Source organism: Promicromonospora soli (assembly GCF_014653785.1).
Taxonomy (GTDB): domain Bacteria; phylum Actinomycetota; class Actinomycetes; order Actinomycetales; family Cellulomonadaceae; genus Promicromonospora; species Promicromonospora soli.
Window position 1 is genome coordinate 1,193,600 of the sequence record NZ_BNAS01000001.1, and the last position, 22,609, is coordinate 1,216,208.

The window sequence follows — 22,609 nt, forward strand, 5'->3', positions numbered from 1 at the left end:
GCTGTACCCCCAGCGGGATTTGAACCCGCGTTACCGCCGTGAGAGGGCGGCGTCCTAGGCCGCTAGACGATGGGGGCCTGAACGAATCCGCCGACCGAAGCCGGTGGACTGCGTACCCCCAGCGGGATTTGAACCCGCGTTACCGCCGTGAGAGGGCGGCGTCCTAGGCCGCTAGACGATGGGGGCCTGAACTACCGGTTATGGACCGGTTGCCGGTGAGAACCGTAGCGCACCGTGCGACCAACTCGCGTCGGCTATAGGTGCGCTGCGCTCTGCGCTGGGGTACCAGGACTCGAACCTAGACTAAGTGAACCAGAATCACTCGTGCTGCCAATTACACCATACCCCATGGGGGTATGACCGCCTGGAATACACCTGTCTCCGACAGGCTTTCCGTGGAGGCCTTACCGCTGGAGAACACTACCTGACCTCAGACGGTGGGCAAAACGGGATCCGGGTGCCGTCCGTCACGCAGGCAAATCCGGGCTGGGTGAGGGGCCGTAGCCCAGTGCCGCCGGGAGCTCGGCCAGTGTCTCGATCACCACGATGCCGACCGCCCGCAAGGCGTCCGGGTCCTGCGGGTCGTCCTGCCCGGCGTCACGCTGCATGGCATCACGCTGCACGGCGTCCGGCTGCGCGGCGCTGGGGACCGCAGGGACGGACCGCGAGGGGCCCCCATAGCCCGGACCACGCCGGTGACCCGCCCGGTCCAGCCAGACGCCCGTCAGGTGCGCCTGTCGGGCCGCCAGTGCGTCCACGGCGGGCTCGTCGCCCACGTACGCGGTCCTGGACGGTTCAGTGCCCAGCCGCCGCGCACCCTCGAGGAACACGCGGGGATCGGGCTTGCCGAAGCCGAGCGTTTCCACCCCGACGAGCACCGGCAGGTCGGCGAGCCCCGCCGCCTTCAGCTTGCGCTCCTGCAGGTCCGTGGCGGCGTTCGTCACGACGCCGACGCGGATCCCCGCGGCGAGCGCGGCGTCGACGGCGGCCCGGGCGTCCGCGTGGGCCGTCCACGACTGCTCGAACGTGCCCCAGAACAGCGCGTCCCACGCCTCGAAGGACGACTCCGTAACGGGCGCTGCGCCGAACGTCTCGTGCAGCAGCGCGGCCCGGTGCCGGCGCTGGGTCAGGTGGTCCATCTCGCCGCTCGTGTAGCGGCGGTAGTAGCCGCCCGGATCGGTACGCCAGTGCGACAGGATCTCGGGCTCGCGCTCGGGCGATACGTGCGGCAGGTGCTCCGCGCGCACGGCCGCGAGCGCTCGCGCGAAGGCCCCCTTGGTGTCGACGAGGGTGTCGTCGACATCGAACAGGATGCCGTCCACCGTCATGCTCGATCCCCCTTCGCCGTGTCCCCCTCGGCCGCATGTCCGGACGCCAGGCCCGCGTCCGCCCGGTACGCCGCGGGGTAGGACGCCGCTTGGTACGTCAGCACGGGGGCGGCCGGCACCGGATCGGTCACCATCCGGGTCGGCCGTCGGCGTCGCGCCCACCACAGCAGCACAGCGGTCGTGACTATCGTCACGCCGATACTGATCGCTCCCTCGACGGGCGGCACCTCGGTGATCAGGAGCGAGTCCGCCAGACCGTCGTAGGCGATGGCGAGGCCGAACGCCAGCAGGTTGTTCGCCACGTGCAGCGCGACGGCGAGCTCCAGCCCGCCCGTCCGCCACACGAGCAGGCTGGCGATCAGGCCGAACACCAGCCGGTCGGCGAACAGCCACGGGCTCTGCGTGCCGTGCGCCAGCGCGAACAGGAACGCCGTCACGACCGCTGGCACGACGACGGCCAGCCACCGCCACCGCAGCCAGCTCCCGATCCACTGCGACAGCCAGCCACGGAAGAAGTACTCCTCGCCGGCCGCCTGCAGCGGCGTGGTCAGCAGGACCACGACGGTGAGCGCCATCCAGGCGGACGCCGGGGTGAGCGGCCACCAGCCCTCGTCGTCGCCCGAGCCGTCTGCGCCGGAGCCGTCGTCGGCCGGCAGGTCGAGCTGCGTCAGGACGAGGTCGCTGCCCAGCGTGAGCGGCACCAGGACCAGGAGCGCGAGACCCAGCCCGCCGAGCAGCAGGCGCCAGCGCACGCGCGCGACCACCGACGACACCAGCCCGGCGCGCTTGGCCTGCGCCCAGGTCGCGACCAGCGCGAGCGGGATGCCCAGCGCGAGCCCGAGATTGGTCACGAGGAGGCCGACCGGCGAGGCGAACCAGGCGTCGGTGACCGACGTCGGGTCCAGCAGCTGCACCCCCGCCGCCTGCGCCACGATGAAGACGAAGAGGTACAGCAGCATCGCCCCGAACAGCACGACAAGGGCGGCCACGAGCGCACCCAGCCCGAGCAGCGGCCGCCACCACCGGTGCCACGGACCGCGCAGGGCCTGTGGGTACTCACGCGAGGCGGGAGCGGTCCCTGCGGGAGGCGGCGCTGGTACAGGCGTCATGGCGTCGGTCACACCGCCACGCTAGTCCGAAACCCGAACGAAAGCTGTCAGCCGGTACGGCTCGGACAGCTCACTCCACCCCGGCGGAGACCCCGGCCTCTGACGGCGTCACGGCTGGTGCGGCGGTCTCGGCGAGGCGTGCCAGCGCCGCGTCGAGGCGAGCGAGCGTGCGCTCCCGGCCGAGCACCTCGAGCGACTCGAACAGCGGCAGGCCGATCCGGCGCCCCGTCACGGCGACCCGGACCGGGGCCTGCGCCTTGCCCAGCTTCATGCCGTGCGCCTCGCCCACGGTGGTGACCGTGTCCTTGAGCGCCTCGGCCTCCCAGGCGACCTCGGCGGGCCCCGTGTCGGCCAGGGCCGCGCGCACGTCGGCCAGGAGCTCGCCGGCGGCACCCTTGAATGCCTTGTTCCAGGAGTCCTCGTCGATGATCGGGGCGTCGAGGAAGAGGAAGTCGACGTTGTCCGTGATCTCCGACAGCAGGGCCACGCGGGAGTGGGCGAGCGGCGCGACGGCGTCGAACACTGATCGGTCGAACTGCTCCTCGCTCCACGGCGCGTTCGGGCCGTGGAGCCACGGGCCGCAGGCCGCGGTGAACTCCGCCACGCTCAGGGCCCGGATGTACTCACCGTTGAACGCGGTGAGCTTCTTGACGTCGAAGAACGCCGGGGAGGAGTTCACGTCCTCGATCTTGAACCGGCTCACCATCTCGTCGAACGGCAGGATCTCCTCGTCGTTGCCCGGCGACCAGCCGAGCAGCATGAGGTAGTTCACCATCGCGGCTGGCAGGTAGCCCTCCGCGAAGAACGACTCGAGCGACACCTTGTCGCGGCGCTTCGACAGCTTCTGCCGCTTCTCGTTGACGAGCACCGGCAGGTGCGCCCACACGGGCGGCGCCGCGCCGAGCGCCGCCCACAGCAGCTGCTGCTTGGGGGTGTTCGGCAGGTGCTCCTCGCCACGGATGACGTGCGTGATGCGCTCGTCCATGTCGTCGACGACGTTGGCCAGCAGGAACACCGGCGTGCCGTTGCCGCGCGCGATGACGAAGTCCTCGATGGCCTCGTTCGGGAACGTCGGGTTGCCGCGGATCAGGTCGACGACGTGCGTCTCCCCCTCGTCCGGCGTGCGGAACCGCAACGCCCGGCCCTCGGCGTACTCGAGCCCACGGTCCCGGCAGAACCCGTCGTAGCCGGCGTGCTGCGAGCCGGTCCGCGCCACGAGCACATCGCGCGTGCAGTCGCAGTAGTACGCGGCGCCCGTCTCGAACAGGCGCAGCGCCGACTGCTGGTGCAGCTCGACGTTCTGCGACTGGAAGTACGGCCCCTCGAACGCCGGGTCCTGGGTGCTGATCCCCAGCGACTCCATCGCCGCCAGGATCCCTTCCACCCACTCGGGCTGGTTGCGGGAGACGTCGGTGTCCTCGATGCGCAGCACGAACGTGCCGCCTTCGTGCTTCGCCACGGCCCAGTTGAAGAGCGTGGAGCGCGCACTGCCCACGTGGAACATGCCGGTGGGCGACGGCGCGAAGCGGACACGGATGGGAGAGCTGCCAGGAGCGGGGAACGTCACGGGGACAAGCCTAAGCGGTGGCACCGACACGGTTCCGCGCTCTCCGGTCCCGCAGGTCGCTGACCAGGAGCCCGCCGGCGTGACTGGTACGCGCCGCGATGACCCGGAATAGTCGCTGGTCAGTTTCCTGGAAGCCCGTCGTGCCGCACGTGCAGCGGCTCGACCAGGAAACGGTCCTCGTCCTCGAACTTCACGGGTTCGGTGCGCCAGCCCGGTCCGGCGTAGGCCGCGAGCGCCGCCTCGTCCCGCCACCGGCTCACGTAGGTGAGGGTGTCGGGTCCGACGACGATCTCGTCGCCCAGGAAACCGTCGAGCGTCGCGAACTCCTTTGTCCCGGCCTCGATGAAGGCGCGGAACTCATCGAGCATGCCTGCCCGCACCTTGGCGGTGGACCGTCTGGTGATCATGCATCGGATCATGCCCCGGCGAACCGTGTCCGGGCCAGCACCACCAGCTCGGTCAACTCGGGGTTCGGCAGCGAGTCGACGTCCCACCAGCGCACATCCAGGGACTCCGCCGAGACCACGGGCTCGGCATCCGGCTCCGCCACGGCCACGAACCGTACGTCCAGGTGGCGTACCGGGCGGACCGAGTCGCCCATGCCCGGCCGGCAGAACGGCACCTCGTGCTCGTCCAGATGCACCGGCACGCGCTCGACCCACAGCGGCAGCCCCGACTCCTCGCGCACCTCCCGCTCAGCGGCGTCGGCCAGCGTGCGATCGCCCATCTCGAGGTGACCGCCGAACTGGAACCATCGCCTGGCCTTCGCGTGGAGTGTCAGGAGCACCCGCTCGCCGTCGTGCGACAGCACCAGGGTCGACGCTGTGATGTGGTCGGGCACGCAGTCCCGCCAGACACCGTCGTCGTGCGCCTCGAGGTGCCGGACGTACCGAACGCGCAGGCGTTCCTGGTGGTCAGCAGGCGCCGTCCAGTCGGCAAGGACGGTCAACGCGTCGTCGTGCAGCGTCACCCTCAGGCCCGCCGCACCACCGGGTTGCTGAGCACGCCGAGGCCTTCGATCTCGACCTCTACCCGGTCGCCCGCGTCCATCAGTCCGACGCCGGCGGGGGTCCCGGTGAGGATCACGTCGCCCGGCAGCAGGGTCATGGCCTCGGAGACGAACGACACCAGGAACGGCACGTCGAACACCAGGTCCCTGGTCCGCCCGTCCTGCTTGGTCTCGCCGTTCAGGCGGGACACCACGCCGACGTCCTCCGGGTTCACGTCCGTGTCGATCCACGGCCCCAGCGGGCACGACGTGTCGAAACCCTTGGCACGGCCCCACTGGCCGTCCGTCTTCTGCGCATCGCGCGCCGAGACGTCGTTGGCGCAGGTGTAGCCCAGCACGTACGCCATCGCGTTCTGCGGCGACACGTCCTTGCACACCTTGCCGATCACGACAGCCAGCTCGGCCTCGTACCCCACCTCGATGGTCCAGTCGGGCAGCACGATGGGGTCGTCCGGCCCGACCACCGACGTGTTCGGCTTGAGGAACAGCATCGGCGACGTCGGGACGTCGTTGCCGAACTCGGCGGCGTGCGCGGCATAGTTGCGCCCCACCGCCACCACCTTCGACCGGGGGATGACCGGGGCGAGCAGCCGGACGCCGTCGCCCAGCTCGATGCGCTCGCCGGTCGGCATGGCCGGCATGTACAGGGGGTCGCCGCCCAGGACGGCGAGGAACGTCTTGTCGCCCTCCTGCTGAACGAGGGCGAAGCGGGGGTCGTCTCCGGTGGTAAATCTCGCGATACGCACGAGCACAATCTACGTCCCACAATTCGTTGTGGGCGCGATCGTTGCGCCTACCCGTCCGTTTTAGGCGCAACGATCGCGCCCACAACCAAGGTGGGTCAGGCGCGGGCCAGGACCTCGCCGTTCAGGACCGCGAACCAGCCGTCCGGCGCCGCGGCCCACTCGCGCCAGCCCTGGGCGAGCTGCTCGAGGGCTACGTCGTCCGCGAGCGCCGAGTCCTTGGCCTGGACCGCGAAGTTGGACTGGGTGCAGCGCTCGGCCCACAGGCCTCCCCACCAGGTGCGGTCGTCGGGGGTGGCGTAGCACCAGACGCTCGCGCCGGGCTCGATCGTGGCGGGGTCGAAGCCGGCGTCCCTCACCCAGGAGGCGAGGCGGCGGCCGGCGTCGGGCTCGAAGCCGTAGGCGTGCGTGACCTCGTGGTACAGCATGTTCCACTCGGTGAGCTCGGCAGACTCGGGGTACCAGGTCATGGCGTCGTAGTCGGCGTCGCGCACCGCGACGAACCCGCCCGGCTTGGCTACGCGCTTCATCTCGCGCAGGGCGGCCACCGGGTCGGACAGGTGCTGCAGGAGCTGGTGCGCGAAGACGACGTCGAACGAGTCGTCCTCGAACGGCAGCTCGTACGCGTTGGCGTGCTCGAAGCTGATGTTTTTCGTACCGTGCGCGTCGGCGAGTCCGCGCGCCGACTCCAGGACGTCGTCGGACGCGTCCACGCCCACGACGCTGCCCTGTGTCAGCCGCTCGGCCAGGTCGACGGTGACGGTGCCGGGCCCGCAGCCGACGTCGAGCAGCGTCATGTCGGAGAGCAGGTGGGGCAGCAGGAAGGCCGCGGAGTTCGCCGCCGTCCGTCGCCGGTGGGAGCGCAGCACGGACTCGTGGTGCCCGTGCGTGTACGACTCGGACTCCTTGGTCAGGTCCTTCACCGCGCCCGGGCTGTTCAGGCCCGACCGGCTGCTCGGGGCGTCGACCGCGTCGATCGGGTCGGTCCCCGCCGGCTTGCCGCGGTCTCGGGAGGCGCCGCCGGCCCCCTCGTTCCCGCCGTTGCTGTACGTATTACCGAACGCGTCGCTGAGCTTGTGGCTCGACGTGTCAGTGCGGGCCATGTCGAACTCGTTGCCGCTGCCGGTCATGGCCGCACTGTATGTGCGACGCGCAGTGCGGCACACCTTCGTTCTCATCCTTCGGGACGGGTTGTGCAGCTGCCCAGCCGACGGCGTGGCCGGCGCGCGTCGGCGTCGGCGACGCGCAAGGATGCGCGCATGCCCACGCTTGCCCAGCCGTTCGACAGGCCGTTCGAAGAACCTGCCGGCCAGTCCTCCGAGCAGCCCTCCCGCGCGCCCGCCGACACATCCGCAGGCACGTCCGCCGACAAGGCGACCGGGAAGCCCGCCGGCGGGGCCTCTCGCGGGACAATCGGCAGGGTGCGCAACAGACTGCTCGGCGGCCCGGGCCGCGTTCTCGGGGCCGACATCGCCCGGGGTGTCGCCGTGCTCGGGATGTTCACGGCGCACGTCGGCGTGACCTCCGGGGACATCAGCACGCTCGAGGGCTGGCTGAGCCTGGCGCACGGGCGCTCGTCGATCCTGTTCGCGACGGTCGCGGGGCTGTCCCTGGCGCTGTTCACCGGGGGCGCCAAGCCCGTGACGGGCGAGGCGATGCGCACCGCGCGCGCCCGGATCCTCGTGCGCGCCGTCCTGCTGATGGCCCTGGTCGCGGTGCTCGACCTCTTCGGGACGCGGGTGCTGCTCATCCTCGGCTTCTATGCCGCGTACTTCGTGCTGGCCCTGCCGTTCCTGCGTATGCCGCCGGTGCGGCTGGCGGCGATCGCGGTGATCATCGCGGTGGTCGGGCCGGTCCTCGTGTACTACGGGCCGGAGGCGCTGGCCCGGGCCGGGCTGCGGGCCCCGCACGACGGTTCCGGCGCCGCCACCGACTTCCTCCTCACGGGCCACTACCCCGCCCTGGTCTGGATGGCGTACGTGCTCGCCGGGCTGGCGATAGGACGCTGCGACCTGCGGTCGCCGACGGTGCACCTTGGCCTGGTCGCCGGCGGGTTCGGCGTGGCGGCCCTGAGCTCGATCGCTTCGGCCACCCTGGTGGCCGACGCCGGAGGCCGGCTCGCCATCGAGGGACAGATCGCCATCACGTCGTCTGAGAACGGCCTGGCTCCGCCCTGGTCCGACCCCTGGCCGCCGGTGTCCGGCCTGTACCTCGAGGGTCCGCACGACGACACGATGTTCGAGGCCATCGGCTCCGGCGGGTTCGCGCTCGGCGTCCTGGGGCTGTGCCTGCTGGTCGGCGCCGCTGTCGGCCTCGGGGTGGGCGGCCGGACCGCCGACGGCGGCGGGCCGGCCGGGTGGCTCGGACGGGTCCTGCGGTGGGTGGTGCTGGTGGTCGCGACGCCGCTGGCCGCCGTCGGCGCTCTGGCGCTGACCGTCTACTCCCTGCAGATCGCCGCCATCTGGTGGTGGACCCGCACCTACTGGGACCTGCTCGAACCAGAGACCAACGAGCCGCTCGGGTGGATGGTGCTCATCACCCTCGCGGCGGCCACGCTGTGGCGGGCGCTGCTGGGCCGAGGCCCCCTGGAGCGCCTGTTCGGGAGGGTCGCCCGCAAGGCGTTTCCGGCGTCGGCATCGAGCCGGGCGTCAGGCGAGCCGGCTGATCAGAACCTCACCTGACCGGCGATCGTCGTGATCGTGTCGCCGCCGACCCACACCTCACCGTCGGGCAGCTTCTCGACGTGCACGCGGCCGCTGCGACCCAGCACGGTCCCCTGCGACGCGACGTACGACGACGGCAGCACGTCCCCGGCGAGCCACTCGCCCAGGCCCGCGTTGAGGCTGCCGGTGACCGGGTCCTCCGCGACGCCGATGGCCGGTACGAACGCACGCACCTCGACCGCCGGCTCGCCGGCCCCGTACTCGCCCACGACGCCGACCCCGTACTCGCCGACCACACCGAGCTTCAGGTCGCCCATCGCCGGGTAGTCGGGCTCCAGCCCGAGCACGGCCTCCGCGTCACGTAGCTGGACCGCCACCCAGCCGGGGCCGTTGTCGACCCAGGCCGAGCGGACGACGTCGGACACGTCGATGCGCAGCGACCGCGCGATCTGCTCGGCATGGGCGTCGTCGACCGCGCCCGAACGCACCAGGGGCGGCCCGGCGAACGCCAGGCGTTCCCCCTCGCCGACGGCATCCCGCCGCACGCGCACCAGGCCCACGCCGCACTCCTGGACCACGTCCTGCCCGCGGGGCTCGCCGCCCGCCTCCAGCCACGCGTGCGCTGTGCCGAGCGTCGGGTGCCCGGCGAACGGCAGCTCGCCGCCAGGGGTCCAGATCCGCACGCGGTAGTCGGCGCCGGCGTCCCGCCCAGCGTCCGTCGGGGTGAGCAGGAACGTGGTCTCCGAGAGGTTGGTCCACCGGGCGAAGGCGGCCATCTGGTCGTCGGAGACGCCGTCGGCGTCGTGCACGACGGCGACGGGGTTGCCGCCCGTCGGGGCCGAGGAGAAGACGTTTACCTGGCGGAACGGGAGGCTCATGCCGCATACGCTACCGATCCGGCAGCGCCTGTCAGGCCGGGAAGATGTTGTCCAGCTCGGCGAGGTCCTCCGCGGTCGGCGTCCAGGACCAGGCCCGGGCGTTGCTGCGCACCTGCTCGGGCCGGGTGGCCCCCGCGATCACCGACGACACCTCGGGCCGGGACAGCAGCCACGAGAACGCGACGTCGGTCTCGGTGACGCCGCGCTCCCGGCAGAACGCGCCGAACCGGTCCAGCGCCTCCCACGGCGCGGTCTCCAGCAGATGGCGCTTCGCGGTCACGAGGCGGGTGCCCCCGGGCCGGGCACCGCCGGAGTACTTGCCGGTCAGCAGGCCGTTCGCCAGGGGGAAGTACGGCAGCACGCCGATCCCGTACGCCTTCGCCGCGGGCAGCACCTCGCGCTCCACGCCCCGCGACAGCAGCGAGTACTCGTTCTGCGCAGAGACGAACCGCGTGCTGGTCGTCGACCGGGCGACGTGCTCTGCGTCGGCCACCTGCCAGCCCGTGAGGTTCGAGTGGCCCACGTAGCGGACCTTCCCGGAACGGACCAGGTCGTCGAGCGCGGCGAGCGTCTCGTCGATCGGGGTCGCCGGGTCGGGCGTGTGCAGCTGGTACAGGTCGATCCAGTCGGTGCCGAGCCGGCGCAGCGACGCCTCCGCCGCACGCACGATGTACCGGCGGGAGCCACGCGCCCCGAAGTCCGCGCCGTTCGCGCCGTTCATGTCGAGCCCGAACTTCGTGGCGATCAGCACGTCGTCCCGGCGGCCCTGCAGCGCGGCGCCGAGCAGCTCCTCGGAGAGCCCCGGACGGGCACCGTACCGGTCGGCCGTGTCGAAGAAGGTCACGCCCGCGTCGATCGCGGCGTCGACCAGGGCCGTGGCGCCCTCGCTGGTCTCGGTGACGGTGCCGGTGCGGCCGAGGTTGTTGCACCCCAGGCCGACGACGGGAACGGACAGGCCGGAGCGCCCGAGGCGGCGCAGAGGAAGGTCGGACATGCTGGCACCCTACGACGGCCTCCGGTGGGATTCCGCCCCGCCGGAGCGGGCCGGGAGCCTGCCGTGGCGGCCGTACCCTGGACCGGTGAGCACAGTCCTCGGTTCGAATCACGAGCGTGCCGCCGAAGCGATGTTCCCCGAGGAGTGGCTGCCCGTCGCGGCGGCGCACGCCGAGCGTGCGGATGCGCTCACGGCCGTCTGGCGCGAGGCCCGCGCCGCCGGACGCAAGCACGCTGTCGAGGACTTCCTCTTCACCTACTACCCCACCCGGATGACACACCTGCGCCGCTGGCACCCGGGCGCTGGCGTCGCCCTCGCGCTGCCTGACGGCGCCGCCGCGGAGGCTCCCGATCCCGATCCGGAGGACCGCGCGACATGGCGCTGGCACAGGACCACCAGGTCCGACGGCGCAACGCCCGGCGCCGTCGCTCCCGGCACACTCGACACCGTCACCCTCGACCTCGATGCCTTCCTCGCCGACCGCGGCGACACCGTGCGGTACGTGCGCGACCTGCTTTCGGCGACGGCGTCGCGCCCGGGGACGTTCGGCTGCTTCGGGCTCCACGAGTGGGCCATGGTCTACCGCGACCGGGAGGCGGGCCGGGACCAGCGGCACCCGCTGCCGCTGCGGCTCGGGCATGCCGGGACGGACGCCGTGGTCGAGGCGAACCCCGTGCGCTGCTCGCACTTCGACGCGTTCCGGTTCTTCACGCCGGAGGCGACGGGCCGCAACCAGCTCCAGCCCACCCGGGACGCGCAGATCGGCATGGAACAGCCGGGCTGCCTGCACGCCAACATGGATCTCTACAAGTGGTGCCTCAAGCTCGGCCCGGCCGTGCCCGGCGACCTCCTGCTCGACGCGTTCGAGCTGGCCCGCGACATCCGGTGGACCGACATGGCCGCCTCGCCGTACGACGTGTCCGGGTACGGCGTCGCCGCCGTCGAGATCGAGACACCGCAGGGCAAGGCGGAGTACGTGCACCGGCAGCGGGAGTACGCGAGGCGGTCCGACGGTCTCCGTCGTCGGCTGCTCGACGTCTGCGACACGGTGCTCGCCACCCGCAACGCCATGGAACGGACCGCGACCAACGTTCCGCGGTAGGGCCCTGCCGTACTGCCCCAGCCGGTGCGCGATGTTGTCCAATGCCCGCGGGCACCATGAACCAGGAGCACTTTTTCACCCGCTCTATGGGAGGATGGTCCTGTGTCGAGCGCGCTCGTCGGCATCAGTCCGACGCCCGTCGAAGTACCGCCCGTCGTACACGCCTTGGCCGGACGGCTGCGGTCCGGGGCGACGGTCGTTCCCGTATGGCGCAACGAGTACGGCGGTATCACGGTCCGGCTCGAGGAGCCCGAGGAAGCGCCTGGTGCGAGCTCGTATCTCAAGTGGGTGGCCCCCGGCGCGGCCTGCCCGGACCCCCTGGCCGAGGCCGACCGTCTGGTCTGGGCCGACTCGTTCACCGCGGTCCCCCGCGCGCTGGAGGCCGGCCGAGACACGTACGGCTCCTGGCTGCTCACGGCGGCCGTCGAGGTCGACGGCGCGGTAGCGACCTCGGCCATCGAGCCCCGGTGGCAGGGCCTGGCGGCGCGCTCGGCGATCGCGATCGGCGTGGGCCTGCGCCGCTTCCACGACGCGCTCCCCACGGACACCTGCCCGTTCGTCCGCACGGCCCAGCTGCGCGTCGCCGCGCTCACGACCGGCCCGACGGCTCCGCCGACCGCCGCGGAGCGGGCCACGATCGCCGCCGCCCTCGGGAACCCCCCGCCGGTCGACCGGCTCGTGGTGTGCCACGGCGACCCCACGGTGCCGAACACCCTCCTGGACGGCGTCGGCCGGTTCGCGGCCCACGTCGACGTCGGTGACCTGGGCGTGGCGGACCGCTGGTCCGACATCGCGGTCACCACCCGCAGCGTCACCCGTCGCTACGGTGCCGGCCTGGAGCCGCTGGTGCTCGCCGCGTACGGCGTAGCGCCCGACCCCGAGCGGACCACGTACTACCGGGCCCTGTGGGACGTCGAGGAGGCCGCCCGTGCCGGTCAGCGGCGGCGCGCGTCGTAGACGCGGTGCATCAGCCGGCATCCATCGTTCGGAGGAGGGCCGGCCGCCCGTGCGGAGTGAGAAAACACGTCGTAGTTCCTTGGCGGCGTCTGAGACGCTGGCCACATGACCATCCCCTCCGACGCGATAGCGGTGCCCGACGTCGTGCGGGAGCTCGCCGGCGACGGCCTCGTCACGCCGGCCTGGCGCAACGAGCTGGGCGGCCTCACGTTCCGTGTCGAACCGTTCGGCGCTAATCCGCTAGAGGCTCAGGACGCGACGCGGCGCGCCTACTTCGTGAAGTGGTCGCCGCGCACGGACCGGGCCCTGGCCGAGGACGTCGATCTCGCCGACGAGGCGGCTCGGATGCGGTGGGCGGCGCCGTACACCCCGGTGCCGCAGGTACTGGAGGTCGGCGCCGACGAGAACGCGGAATGGCTGGCGACGGTCGCGATCGAGGCACGCTCCGCCGTCGACCCGCGCTGGCTGGCCGAGCCCGAGACCGCGGCCCGCGCCATCGGGGCGGGGCTGCGGGCTCTGCACGACGCCCTGCCCGTCGACGAGTGCCCCTGGACCTGGAGCATCGAGGACCGGATCGCGGGCGCCGAGGCCCGGGCGGCCGCGGGCCTCCCGTCCGACGGCTGGTCGGCCGAGGCGCGCGCCCGCGTCGCCGATGCACCCGACCACGACCGCCTCGTCGTCTGCCACGGCGACGCATGCGCGCCCAACACCCTGCTCGCCGACGACGGCAGCTGGGCCGCGCACGTCGACCTCGGCTCCCTCGGCGTCGCCGACCGCTGGGCCGACCTCGCGATCGCGACGTACAGCCTGGGCTGGAACTTCGGCGCCGGGTACGAGCACCTGGTCTACGAGGCGTACGGGATCGAGGAGGACCCGGACCGGGTCGCCTACTACCGGATCCTGTGGGACCTGGGCTGACCGGTCCGGGACGGACCCGCTACGCCATCGAGGTCTGATCCGCGCGGCGGGCTCGATGGGCCGCCTGGGCGTTGCGGTTGCTGCACGTCACGGAGCAGTAGCGCCGCGAGCGGTTACGAGAAAGGTCGAGGACGATCCCCTCGCAGTCGCTGTCGGCGCAGACGGCGAGGCGGGAGAGCTCGTCGTCCCGGATGACGTCGACCATCGCCATCGCGGTCTCGACGAGGACGCGTGTGGCGAGCGGAGCGTCGTCGGGCACGGCGTGGATGTGCCAGTCCTCGGGCGGGTGCCGCACGAGCCGGGGCACCGCGCCGGCGGCGGCCAGCATGTCGTTCACCAGGCCCGCGGCTGAGTCGCGGTCGGCGAGGAGCAGCTCGCGCAGCCGAGGCTGGAGCTCCAGCACCTCGTCGAGCTCGGCCTCAGTGCTGTCGTGCCGGCCCGTGTAGCCGTGCCGGACGAAGAACGCGTCGAGATCCGCCACGGTCACGATCGTGACCGGCGGCTCGGCGGCGTTCACCAGCGCGACGGCGGCCTGGAGGGATGCCTCAGTGTCATGAGCGAAAACCACGTTGACACATTACCCCGTACCCCCGTAGCGTCAGGACCCATGGGCACTGTGACACCTGACATCACCGGGCTGGGCGCCATCGAGCCGGGTGTCGTCCGATCACCTCGCACCCGCCGCCTCACCGCCGGCCTGGTGTTCGCGGGCGTCTCCGCCGCGGCGTTCAGCCTGTCCGGGGTGTTTGCGAGCGGGCTCCTCGACACGGACTGGAGCCCTGGCGCGATGGTCCTCGCCCGCGTCGCGCTGGCGGCAGTCGTGGTGCTCCCGCTCGGCATCGTGTCGTTGCGCGGGGACTGGCGCCCCGTGCGCCGCAATCTCGGGCTCATCGCCATCTACGGAGCGGTCTCGGTCGCGGGCTGCCAGTTCGCCTACTTCTCCGCCGTGCAGTACATGGCCATCGGCCCGGCCCTGCTCATCGAGTACACGGCACCGGCGGCCGTGGTGCTCTGGTTCTGGCTCCGGCACGGCCAGCGTCCGACGAGGGCCACCATCATGGGCACGCTGCTCGCCGCCGTCGGCCTCGTGCTGGTCCTGGACCTGGCCTCCGGCGCTCCGGGCGCCACGGCGATGGATCCGGTCGGCGTCGCCTGGGCCCTCGTCGCGATGCTCGGCGTCGCCACGTACTTCGTCATCAATGCCAAGGCCGACACCGGGCTGCCGCCGCTCGCCCTCGCGGCCGGCGGCCTGACCACCGCCACCCTGGCCCTTGGCGTGCTCGGCGCGACCGGGCTCATGCCGCTGGAGTACAGCACCGCATCGCCGGTCTACGCGGGCACGGCCGTGCCGTGGTGGCTGCCGGTGGTCGGCCTCGGCATCGTGACCGCCGCGCTCGCCTACGTGGCCGGGATCGCCGCCGGCCGCCTCCTGGGGCCACGGCTGTCCTCCTTCGTCGGGCTGTTCGAGGTGGTCGCCGCCATCGCCTTCGCCTGGCTGCTGCTCGGCGAGCTCCCCGGGACGATCCAGCTCGTGGGCGGCGTCCTGATCCTCGCCGGTGTGATCGCGGTCCAGGCCGGTGAGAAGCGGACGGGTGCGGCCTCGGCGGACGGGCGTCGGTAAACGGGCCGGTACGGCGTCGGGCACTAGGCTTGGCGACATGCCAGACCCCACGACGACTGGCCCTGTGGACCGTCATCGCGTGAGACCGCTCGGTGAGAATCCGGGCCGAGCGCCCAAGGTGCCCACGCTCGAGGAGGTCGCCCTGCGGGCGGGGGTCTCGCGGTCCGTGGCGTCCCGTGCGATGAACAACGTCCGCAATGTGAGTCCGGCGAAGCGCGAGGCGGTCGCACGGGCCGCGAGCGAGCTCGGCTACGTCCCGAATGCGACGGCGCGAGCCCTGGCGACGAGCACGGTCGGGTCGGTGGTCCTCGCAGTGTCCAACGACGACCCGGCACTGTTCGGGGATCCGTTCTTCTCCCAGGTGCTCGTCGGTGTGGCAACGGCGCTGGACAAGTCGGAGCTGGACCTGACGCTCATGCTCGCGTCCTCGGAGCACGGCCAGGCCCGGCTCGAGCGGCTGCTGAGGTCCCGTCGGTCCGACGGGGTGATGCTCATGGCCCTGCGGGGGGACGACCCGCTGAACCGGGTCGCGGCGGCGACCGATCTGCCGGTGGTGCTCGGTGGCCGGCCGCTGGACGGAGAGGCCCGCTGGTACGTCGACGTCGACAACCGAGGCGGTGCCCGCCTCGCCGCAGAGCACCTGCTGAGCTCCGGGCGCCGGCGCATCGCCACGATCACCGGTCCGATGGACCTGCAGGCATCGGTCGCCCGGTATCAGGGTTTCGCCGACGCGATGGCGGTGGGGCAGCTGCCCGCGGACCTCGTCGAGCACGCCGACTTCAGCTACGAGGGCGGCGCCCAGGCGATGGCGCGGCTGCTCGCCGCGCACCCCGACATCGACGGCGTCTTCGCCGCCTCGGACAACATGGCCGCCGGCGCCCTGCGCGCCCTCAAGGCTGAGGGTCGCCGCATCCCCGACGATGTCGCCGTGGTCGGCTTCGACGACCTGGAGATCGCGCGCCACACAGAGCCGGCGCTCACCACGATCAGCCAACCGATCCGTGGTCTCGGTCAGGAGATGGCCACGATGCTGGTCCGGCTGATCAGCGGTGAGACCCCGACCCCGATCATCCTGCCGACGCGGCTGGTCGTGCGAGGCTCGGCACCCGGCGAGGGGGCACCCGCGGAGCGGGCACCCGGCGAGGGGATCGAGACCTGACCCCCTCGCCGGGCGTCGCCGTCAGTACTGCGTGTACCGGACCCAGTCGTAGGTGGCGGTGCGCTGCCCGGAGTAGTTGAACGGCCCGAGCCAGTCATCAACACCGGTCCCGGGCCACAGGTTCATCATGATGCGCTGCGGATGCGTCGGCAGCGGGCCGCGCGAGCCGTTCTCCTGGTGGACGAGGCGGCCGTCGACGAACCAGTTGATGGTGCCCCCTCGCCACCACTCGATGGCGTAGTTGTGGTAGCCGGCCGCGGCGTCGAAGCCGAGGTTGATGATCGCCTCGTGCCCCCCGACGCCGCTGGTGAAGTAGTTGGTCTGCATCTGCCAGGTGTTCTTGCCGAGGATCTCGACGTCGATCTCGTCCCACGGCTGGCCGTCGCTCGGCCCGGTGTAGGTGAAGAACGAGCTGACGATCCCGGACCCGGACGCCGCCTTCATCCGCACCTCGTAGCGCCCGTAGGAGTACAGGTCATTGGTGCGGTACTCGCCGGAGGCGTACGGCCTGCCCGAGCAGCCGCTCGGGCAGGTGGCGTTGTCCAGGTTCAGGCCCATGACCCCGCCGCTGTGCCAGACGTGGTCGGCCCGCCAGCCGGCGTTGAACATGCCCCCGTTGGTCCAGCCGTCGGCCTTGTTCCAGCGCCCGGCGTTGTGGGAGTCGAGGTTGTCGACGAAGCTGCCGCCGGCGGCCTGGGCGGGCGGTGTCAGCCCCGGCGCCGCCGAGAGGCCGAGCAGCAGGGCCAAGGCCAGGAGCAGACGGCGTGGTGCGGAGCGGTGTCGCATCGTCATTGATCGCATGAGTACCTCCATTGGTACCGATGGTGCGGGAGACCCCGGCATCGAGCCAGGGCTGGGTGCTCGTCGAGCCGGGCGGCTACCTCCTCACCTCCGGTCGAGCGCCGGCTGGGCGAGCTCGATCAGCTCTCGTGCCTGCTCGGGGAACCACTGGCCGGCGGCCGGGTCGACCATGCCGCGCTCGGGGTCCTCGGGCCCGCCGAGGCCGCGGAAGCACTCGCCGTCGGACTCGCCCGGGATCTTGATCCACAGGAGGGCGTCGACGAGCTCGTTTCCGGTGTCGGTCGTCGGCCGCAGGCCCAGGCCGCGGTGCGGCGGGTTGCACCACGTCTCGGCGTCGGGGTAGACCCCGGCCGGCGCGGCCCAGGCGCCCCGGCCGTTGCGGCTGGTGTCGACGACGAAGTGCGTGGTGGCCTCGACGTCGCCGAGGGCGAGGTCGTAACGCGAGTCGATGCCCGCGGTGTTCAGTGCCGGGTCCGTCGCGGTCGGGCTCCAGATGCCCTGGTTGGACAGTGTCACGCCGGTCCAGTCGTTCGCGGGGCCGCCGCTCCAGTACTGGTTGCCGCAGCTCGCGTAGTCGCCGGTCGCTACCTGTGTGGCGTAGGCGATGCACCGGGAGATCCAGGTGCCGTAGGCGACGCTGTTCTCGGTGAGCTCGTAGTTCGACACGTTCAGGAAGAACCCGTCCGCGCGCTCGACACCGGCCTTGACCAGGCGGTCTGCGGCCTCACCCACGTTCAGCCAGGACGTGTTCGTGCCATCGAGGTACACGACGGCGTTCGGCTGCTGCTTCAGGCGGTCGACCGCGTAGTTGAGCATCTCGAAGCGCTCCGCGGCGGCGTCCCGGCCCGTGGTCTCGGGGTCGTACTCCGGCGGCCGGCACCGCTCGAGCTGCCCGTCCAACGGGGTGTACCAGGGGATGACGCCGAGCCCGTCCGGCTCGAGGACGACCGCGGCCTCCTCGTTCCCGATCCCGGCCGCGAAGCCGTCGATCCACGCCTTGTACTCGTCGACGCCGAGGGCGCCGCCCGCCGAGTAGAGCGCGCAGTCGCGGAACGGGATGTTGTACGCGACCAGTACGGGGACCTTCTCGCCCGTGCGCTTGACGAGCCTCCGGACGTCCGTCTCCACCTCGGCGGGACTCCCGTCCGTGAACCAGGTGGAGCTGGGGATCTTGCTGAGCAGGAGCGCGTCCCGCTTGGCCTGCCCGCGCAGAGCGTGGGCCGCCTCCTTGGTGGTGCTCTGGGGGTCGTTGAAGAGCTCGGTCCCGGGGGCCAGGACGTCGTTGCTCGCCCAGGCCGGGCTGCCACCGAGCAGGGTTGCGCCGAGAGCGCACACGGTGAGCGCGGCCATGAGCCGCCGCCGAGAGTTCGGTCGTGTCATGCGGGGGGTCTCCCAAGGTCTCCGCGAACGCGTCGTTGCATGTTCGCGACGGTGAGGCATGGACTGGAAACATGTGGAAGCGCTCCCAGTTTGCCCATCGTCCGGGGCATCGGGCAACCGTGTCAAGGTCTCCTGGCGTCACGAGGTCCGACGACTCCGCAGCACGCTTCACCCGCCTGCAAGAATGGGCGGACCATGACGGCGCCCTCTTCGACAACCTCGACCTCCGCGACAGCCACCTCGACGACCGGCCGGTCCGGCTCTGCATCGGACATCCCGAAGCCCGCCGGGACCCTGATCCCGTACCTGCCCGCGCCCACGGGCAAGGACCCCGATCCGGACGTCCTGTTCGAGAGCTTCGGCGAGTGGGCCGCCGCGGGCGGGCGGGCGCTCTACCCGCACCAGGAGGAGGCTCTCCTGGAGGTCATGACCGGTTCCCACGTGGTCCTCGCGACGCCGACCGGCTCCGGGAAGTCGATGGTCGCGATGGGCGCGCAGTTCGCCGCGCTGGCGGCCCACCGGTCCGGACGCGGCGGCCGCACGTACTACACGGCCCCGCTGAAGGCGCTGGTCAGCGAGAAGTTCTTCGATCTGGTGGCGGCCTTCGGCTCGAAGAACGTGGGCATGATGACCGGCGACTCCGCCGTCAACCCGGATGCACCCATCATCTGCTGCACCGCGGAGATCCTCGCGAACCTCGCGCTCCGCCGCGGCAGCGGCGACGGCGAGACCGGCCTCGGCACCGATGACGACGCCATCTCGCAGGTGGTCATGGACGAGTTCCACTACTACGGCGACCCGCAGCGCGGCTGGGCCTGGCAGGTGCCGCTGCTGGAGCTCAAGGACACGCAGTTCATCCTGATGAGCGCCACGCTCGGCGACACGACCCGCCTGCGCGAGGACATCGAGGAGCGCACCGGCCGGCCCGTTGCCGAGGTCGCGGGCGCCGAGCGTCCCGTGCCGCTCACCTTCTCCTACGTGGTGGAGCCGCTCACCGAGGTCATCCAGGAGCTCGTCCAGACCCACCGCGCCCCGGTCTACGTGGTCCACTTCACGCAGAAGGACGCCGTCGACCGCGCCCAGTCCCTGCTGTCGATGAACGTCTCGAGCAAGTCCGAGAAGGAGGCCATCACCGCCGAGATGGGCGCCTTCCGGTTCGGCACGGGGTTCGGCAAGACGCTCAGCAAGTTCCTGCGGCACGGCGTCGGCGTGCACCACGCCGGCATGCTGCCGAAGTACCGCCGCCTCGTGGAGCGCCTCACGCAGAAGGGCCTGCTCAAGGTCGTGTGCGGCACCGACACCCTGGGCGTCGGCATCAACGTGCCGATCCGCACGGTGCTCCTGACCAGCCTCGTGAAGTTCGACGGCGAGCGCATGCGCCACCTCAGCGCCCGTGAGTTCCACCAGATCGCCGGGCGCGCGGGCCGCGCCGGGTACGACACCGTGGGCGAGGTCCTCGTCATGGCGCCCGAGCACGTCATCGAGAACCGAAAGCTCCTGGCCAAGGCGGGCGACGACCCGAAGAAGCTCAAGAAGATCGTGCGCAAGAAGGCGCCGTCCGGCTCCGTGAACTGGACCGACGCCACGTTCGAGCGCCTGCGCGACGCCGATCCCGAGCCGCTCGTCTCCCAGTTCCGCGTGAACCACGCAATGGTGCTCAACGTCCTGGCGCGAGCGTCGGTCCGTCCGACCGGCCCCGGGGCCGCGACCGCAGACCCCGTTGACGCCATGCGCCACCTCCTGACGGCCAACCACGACACCGAGACGCAGCAGGCCGAGCACGTGCGCCAGGCGTTCCGCATCTACAGGTCGCTGCGGACCGCCGGCGTCGTCGAGAAGGTCATGGTCTCCGACAGCGCAGTGCCGGACGGCGACGGCCGGCTCCGCCCGTCGGCCCGCCTCATGGTGGATCTCCCCCGCGACTTCGCGCTGAACCAGCCGCTGTCGCCGTTCGCCCTGGCGGCCATGGACCTGCTCGACGTCGAGAGCCCGGCGCACTCGCTCGACGTCGTCTCCGTCATCGAGGCCACCCTCGACGACCCCCGCCAGGTGCTCATGGGCCAGCAGAACAGGGCCCGCGGCGAGGCGGTCGCCGCGATGAAGGCCGAGGGCCTCGAGTACGACGAGCGCATGGAGCTGCTCGAGGAGGTCACCTGGCCCAAGCCGCTGGCGGACCTCCTGGAGCCCGCCTTCCACACCTACCGCCGCACCAACCCGTGGGTGGCGGACGCCGAGCTCTCCCCCAAGTCGGTGGTGCGTGACATGGTCGAGAAGGCCATGACGTTCGCCGAGATCGTGAGCGTGTACGGGCTGGAGCGCACCGAGGGCGTGGTGCTGCGCTACCTCGCCGACGCCTACCGCGCCGTGCGCCAGGTGGTTCCCGACGAGCACCGCACCGAGGAGGTGCAGGAGATCATCGAGTGGCTCGGCGAGCTCGTTCGCGGCGTGGACTCGTCGTTGCTCGACGAGTGGGAACGCTTGGCGAACCCCGTGGACGACGATGCCGACCTCGTGACCGACGGCGAGCTGGCCGGCGCCGGAGCCGAGGCGCCCGCCCGACCCGTCACCGGCAACCCGCGCGCGTTCCGCCGGCTGGTCCGCAACGCGATGTTCCGCCGCGTCGAGCTGGTCGCGCGCGAGGCCTACTCCGCGCTGGCCGCCCTGGACCCGGGCTGGGACGCCGACGCCTGGGGCGAGGCCCTGGACCCGCTGTTCGAGGAGCAGGGCGACGACGCCGTGGGCATCGGGCCGGAGGCGCGCTCGGCAGCGCTGCTGACGATCCTCGAGCCCGGCGCCGACCTGCCGGGCAGCGCCGGCGGCGAGACCGGCCGCGTCGAGCCCGGGACCTGGTGGGTGCGTCAGGTGCTCGACGATCCCGTACGCAACCACGACTGGGCCATCACGGCGCGGGTCGACCTGGCGGCCAGCGACGAGGCCGGCGAGGTCGTGCTCACGGTGGTCGGCGTCGGGCAGATCTGACCGGCAGGGACTGGGCGGGCCCTCAGGGGGCCCGCCCTAAATCGGCATGTCCGATTTACTGCCTATTTACCATACGGCGGTCTTGACCTAAACTCCCCTTATTAGAGTCCCGGTCAGCAGCGCCGCGCGGGCGCTGCCTGGACACAGGAGTGCCAATGACGACGCACCTGCGATTTCCCGACCTCGCCCTCCGCCTCCTCATCGCCGCCGGCATGCTTGCCGGCCTCTTTGCCGCTGCCGCCCCGGCAGCCGCAGCTCCCCGGGCCGCCGACGCCCCCGGCGTCGGGACGCCGTGGGTCGTGACCGTCGGCGACTCCTACATCTCCGGCGAGGCCGGACGCTGGGCCGGCAGCTCGAACAGCGACTCCGCCCGGGCCGACGCCCTCGGCCCGACCGCCTACTTCGACAACCCGGGCGGCACGGGCGAGACCATCGACCGCTGCCACCGCTCCCGGTCGGCCCCCGCGTTCATCGGCGGCGGGATCAACGGCCTCAACCTGGCCTGCAGCGGCGCCCGCACGGCGACCTCCACGGCCGACCGGTTCAAGCCCGGCATCGACTTCTACGCCGACGCCGCCAACAGCGCGCACAAGGGGCAGGCGCGCATGCTGCAGGAGTTCGCGACCACCCACAACGTCCGCATGGTCGCGATCTCGATCGGCGGCAACGACTTCGGGTTCAGCAGCATCGTGCAGCGCTGCGTCGTCGACTTCCTGGGCTCCCCCACCTGGGCCAAGGACCTCTGCTCCGACGACTCCTCGGTGACCGCCAACTTCACGACGGCGAACGTCGCCGCCGTCCGCGCCCGGATCGCGGGCGCCTTCCAGAACGTCCGCACGGCTATGCGCAGCGCCGGCTACACCGACACGCAGTGGACCCTGCTGGTGCAGAACTATCCGTCGCCCATGCCGGACGGCGCGGGCATCCGCTACTCCGAGTCCGGCTACTCGCGCCAGTTCACCGGCGGGTGCGGCTTCTGGAACGCCGACGCCACCTGGTCCAACTCGACGGCCCTTCCCACCATCAACGGCGCGGTGGCCGGAGCCGTCGCCGACTCCGGCCTGACCAACGTCCGGCAGCTCGACCTGACCCACGCCTTCGACGGGCGGCGCCTGTGCGAGCGGGCCGTCGGCCTCTACGAGGAGGTGGGCCTGGCCACCTGGCAGACGCCGGGCGCCGTCGACCGCACCGAGTGGGTCAACCAGATCCGGACCGTGTCGACCATCGGCGACAGCCCGTACTACGTGCAGGAGTCGCTGCATCCCAACTACTGGGGCCAGCTCGCCATGCGCTCCTGCGTGCGGCAGGCCTGGAACGGCGGGGCGCCACGGAGCGGTTCGTGCACCATCGCGGGCACGGGCCTGACCAACGGCGAGCCGAACATGTCGCTCCGCTGACCCG

General features: G+C 71.7%; 20 protein-coding genes and 3 tRNA genes. 8 read left to right on the forward strand and 15 right to left on the reverse strand.

Going from position 1 to position 22,609, the window contains the following annotated elements; all coding sequences use genetic code 11:
* Positions 1–4: 4 nt before the first annotated feature.
* The 10 genes from IE250_RS05420 to IE250_RS05465 all read right to left on the reverse strand — a co-directional run bounded on the left by IE250_RS05420 (position 5) and on the right by IE250_RS05465 (position 6,670).
* Positions 5–77: transfer RNA gene (locus IE250_RS05420), tRNA-Glu, on the reverse strand.
* A gap of 36 nt (positions 78–113) precedes the next feature.
* Positions 114–186 (reverse strand) — tRNA-Glu (locus IE250_RS05425).
* 91 nt (positions 187–277) lie between these two features.
* A tRNA-Gln gene (locus IE250_RS05430) sits at positions 278–349 on the reverse strand.
* A 118-nt stretch (positions 350–467) separates the two neighbouring features.
* Entirely contained in the window at positions 468–1,328 is an 861-nt protein-coding gene (locus IE250_RS05435; RefSeq protein WP_189668171.1) for an HAD family hydrolase, read from the reverse strand.
* On the reverse strand, positions 1,325–2,449 hold the full coding sequence (locus IE250_RS05440) for a CPBP family intramembrane glutamic endopeptidase (RefSeq protein ID WP_189668172.1): 1,125 nt from the start codon (positions 2,447–2,449) through the stop codon (positions 1,325–1,327). The genes IE250_RS05435 and IE250_RS05440 overlap by 4 nt, the downstream gene beginning before the upstream one ends.
* 58 nt (positions 2,450–2,507) lie before the next feature.
* Complete coding sequence (gltX, locus tag IE250_RS05445; protein ID WP_189668173.1) at positions 2,508–4,004, reverse strand: glutamate--tRNA ligase; 1,497 nt, start codon at positions 4,002–4,004, stop codon at positions 2,508–2,510.
* A 119-nt stretch (positions 4,005–4,123) separates the two neighbouring features.
* Positions 4,124–4,411 (reverse strand): antibiotic biosynthesis monooxygenase, encoded by a 288-nt coding sequence (locus IE250_RS05450; RefSeq protein WP_189668174.1) that lies wholly within the window; start codon positions 4,409–4,411, stop codon positions 4,124–4,126.
* An 8-nt stretch (positions 4,412–4,419) separates the two neighbouring features.
* The gene (locus IE250_RS05455) at positions 4,420–4,974 is read right to left on the reverse strand and encodes an NUDIX hydrolase (protein ID WP_189668175.1); all 555 of its coding nucleotides are present in this window, start codon (positions 4,972–4,974) and stop codon (positions 4,420–4,422) included.
* Between the two features lie 2 nt (positions 4,975–4,976).
* Positions 4,977–5,759: a fumarylacetoacetate hydrolase family protein gene (locus tag IE250_RS05460; protein WP_189668176.1), complete on the reverse strand. Its 783-nt coding sequence runs from the start codon at positions 5,757–5,759 to the stop codon at positions 4,977–4,979.
* Between the two features lie 95 nt (positions 5,760–5,854).
* On the reverse strand, positions 5,855–6,670 hold the full coding sequence (locus IE250_RS05465) for a class I SAM-dependent methyltransferase (protein WP_189668361.1): 816 nt from the start codon (positions 6,668–6,670) through the stop codon (positions 5,855–5,857).
* Between the two features lie 345 nt (positions 6,671–7,015).
* Between IE250_RS05465 and IE250_RS05470 the strand changes: the two genes are divergently transcribed.
* Entirely contained in the window at positions 7,016–8,437 is a 1,422-nt protein-coding gene (locus tag IE250_RS05470) for a heparan-alpha-glucosaminide N-acetyltransferase domain-containing protein (RefSeq protein WP_189668177.1), read from the forward strand.
* On the opposite strand, the gene IE250_RS05475 is transcribed toward IE250_RS05470, so the two are convergent.
* Positions 8,422–9,297, reverse strand: a complete 876-nt coding sequence (locus IE250_RS05475; protein WP_189668178.1) for a PhzF family phenazine biosynthesis protein — start codon at positions 9,295–9,297, stop codon at positions 8,422–8,424. The two genes, IE250_RS05470 and IE250_RS05475, sit on opposite strands and share 16 nt — an antisense overlap.
* Positions 9,298–9,328: 31 nt before the next feature.
* Positions 9,329–10,291 (reverse strand): aldo/keto reductase, encoded by a 963-nt coding sequence (locus tag IE250_RS05480; RefSeq protein WP_189668179.1) that lies wholly within the window; start codon positions 10,289–10,291, stop codon positions 9,329–9,331.
* Between the two features lie 130 nt (positions 10,292–10,421).
* On the opposite strand from IE250_RS05480, the gene IE250_RS05485 reads away from it, so the two are divergent.
* From IE250_RS05485 to IE250_RS05495, 3 genes are all read left to right on the forward strand, one after another.
* Positions 10,422–11,393 (forward strand): 3-methyladenine DNA glycosylase, encoded by a 972-nt coding sequence (locus IE250_RS05485; RefSeq protein ID WP_189668362.1) that lies wholly within the window; start codon positions 10,422–10,424, stop codon positions 11,391–11,393.
* 102 nt (positions 11,394–11,495) lie between these two features.
* Positions 11,496–12,350: a phosphotransferase gene (locus IE250_RS05490; protein ID WP_189668180.1), complete on the forward strand. Its 855-nt coding sequence runs from the start codon at positions 11,496–11,498 to the stop codon at positions 12,348–12,350.
* Positions 12,351–12,455: 105 nt separating this feature from the next.
* The gene (locus tag IE250_RS05495) at positions 12,456–13,268 is read left to right on the forward strand and encodes an aminoglycoside 3'-phosphotransferase (RefSeq protein WP_189668181.1); all 813 of its coding nucleotides are present in this window, start codon (positions 12,456–12,458) and stop codon (positions 13,266–13,268) included.
* A 19-nt stretch (positions 13,269–13,287) separates the two neighbouring features.
* Here the strand turns inward: IE250_RS05495 and IE250_RS05500 are convergent, their stop codons facing one another.
* Complete coding sequence (locus tag IE250_RS05500) at positions 13,288–13,836, reverse strand: CGNR zinc finger domain-containing protein (protein WP_189668182.1); 549 nt, start codon at positions 13,834–13,836, stop codon at positions 13,288–13,290.
* Positions 13,837–13,875: 39 nt separating this feature from the next.
* On the opposite strand from IE250_RS05500, the gene IE250_RS05505 reads away from it, so the two are divergent.
* Entirely contained in the window at positions 13,876–14,889 is a 1,014-nt protein-coding gene (locus IE250_RS05505) for an EamA family transporter (RefSeq protein ID WP_189668183.1), read from the forward strand.
* A 79-nt stretch (positions 14,890–14,968) separates the two neighbouring features.
* Entirely contained in the window at positions 14,969–16,048 is a 1,080-nt protein-coding gene (locus tag IE250_RS05510) for a LacI family DNA-binding transcriptional regulator (RefSeq protein ID WP_229872143.1), read from the forward strand.
* A gap of 21 nt (positions 16,049–16,069) precedes the next feature.
* Here IE250_RS05510 and bglS read toward each other — a convergent pair whose 3' ends face one another.
* Both bglS and IE250_RS05520 read right to left on the reverse strand, forming a co-directional pair.
* Positions 16,070–16,849, reverse strand: coding sequence for a beta-glucanase (bglS, locus tag IE250_RS05515; protein ID WP_189668185.1), 780 nt, complete (start codon positions 16,847–16,849; stop codon positions 16,070–16,072).
* 84 nt (positions 16,850–16,933) lie between these two features.
* Positions 16,934–18,229: a glycoside hydrolase family 6 protein gene (locus tag IE250_RS05520; protein ID WP_189668186.1), complete on the reverse strand. Its 1,296-nt coding sequence runs from the start codon at positions 18,227–18,229 to the stop codon at positions 16,934–16,936.
* A 195-nt stretch (positions 18,230–18,424) separates the two neighbouring features.
* Between IE250_RS05520 and IE250_RS05525 the strand changes: the two genes are divergently transcribed.
* Complete coding sequence (locus IE250_RS05525) at positions 18,425–21,208, forward strand: DEAD/DEAH box helicase (protein WP_229872144.1); 2,784 nt, start codon at positions 18,425–18,427, stop codon at positions 21,206–21,208.
* A gap of 155 nt (positions 21,209–21,363) precedes the next feature.
* Positions 21,364–22,605, forward strand: coding sequence for an SGNH/GDSL hydrolase family protein (locus IE250_RS05530; RefSeq protein WP_189668187.1), 1,242 nt, complete (start codon positions 21,364–21,366; stop codon positions 22,603–22,605).
* Positions 22,606–22,609 lie beyond the last annotated feature (4 nt).